We start from the raw sequence: 1196 nt of genomic DNA on the forward strand, positions 1-1196 counted from the left end.
GGGTAATCCCCCCATTTTTAGCAATCGCCAAAAGTGGAGCTAAGCGGCCAATGCGAGCTTCTGCATGGGCGTGATGCCGCCGAGCGCCATGTTCGGGCGCTCGTGGTTGTAAGTCCATAGCCAGCGCGTGGCCTTGTCCTGCACCTGCTCGATGGTGTCGAACAGGGTGCGGGCCAGCCAGGCGTAGCGGACCGTGCGGTTGTAACGTTCAACGTAGGCGTTCTGCTGTGGCTTGCCCGGCTGGATATGCTCGATGCGGATACCGTTGTGCTCGGCCCACGCCAGTATTGCCCCGCTGATGTATTAGGGCCCGTTATCGCAGCGAATGACGCGCGGTTTGCCGCGCCACTCGATAACCTGCTCCAACGATCGGATCACCCGGGCAGATGGCAGCGACAGGTCCACCTCGATCGCCAACCCCTCGCGATTGAAGTCGTCCAGGACGTTGAACAAGCGGAAGCTGCGGCCATCGGCCAACTGGTCGTGCATGAAGTCCATCGACCAGACCTGGTTGATCGATTCCGGAACCGCCAGCGGTTCGGGCTTCTCGCGCACCAGTCTCTTCTTTGGCTTGATCCGCAGGTTCAACTCCAACTCCCGGTAGATCCGGTAGACCCGCTTGTGGTTCCAACCGAACCCCTTCACATTGCGCAGGTACAAGAAGCACAGACCAAAGCCCCAGTCGCGATAGGTTGTCGTCAGCCTGACCAGCCAGTCGGCGATCCAGGCATTCTCGTCCGAAGCCTTGGCCTGGTACCGATAGCAGGTCTGACTCACCTCAAAGGTCTGGCAGGCATGCCGGATGTTCGTGCGTCCGCCTTCGACCGCTGTTCTGGCCATCTCCCGACGTTGAGATGGCCTCACCATTTTTTTGACAGGGCTTCCTTCAACAGGTCGGCGCTAAGCTGGGCGTCGGCGTACATCTTCTTCAGACGCCGGTTCTCCTCCTCCAGTTCCTTCATCCGCGCGACCATGGACACCTCCATGCCGCCGAATTTGCTGCGCCACTTGTAGAACGTCGCCGAACTGATGCCGTGCTCGCGACATAGCTCCGGCACGGGCGTGCCGGCTTCGGCCTGCTTGAGCACGGCGATGATCTGGCTATCGGTGAAGCGGGACTTCTTCATGGAACCTCCTCGGGAAAGCGTACGAGAAAATTCCACTTCTGGGATCAGCTAATCTGCGGGGGGATTACC

Annotated in this window: 1 pseudogene; it reads right to left on the bottom strand. The window is 59.9% G+C overall.

Features of this window, described 5'->3' with window-relative positions:
- Positions 1 to 39 precede the first annotated feature (39 nt).
- Positions 40 to 1127 (bottom strand): annotated as a pseudogene (locus LDO26_RS18135) (IS3 family transposase).
- Positions 1128 to 1196 lie beyond the last annotated feature (69 nt).

The organism is Proluteimonas luteida (assembly GCF_021191695.1).
In the GTDB taxonomy this organism is placed as follows: Bacteria; Pseudomonadota; Gammaproteobacteria; order Xanthomonadales; family Xanthomonadaceae; genus Luteimonas; species Luteimonas luteida.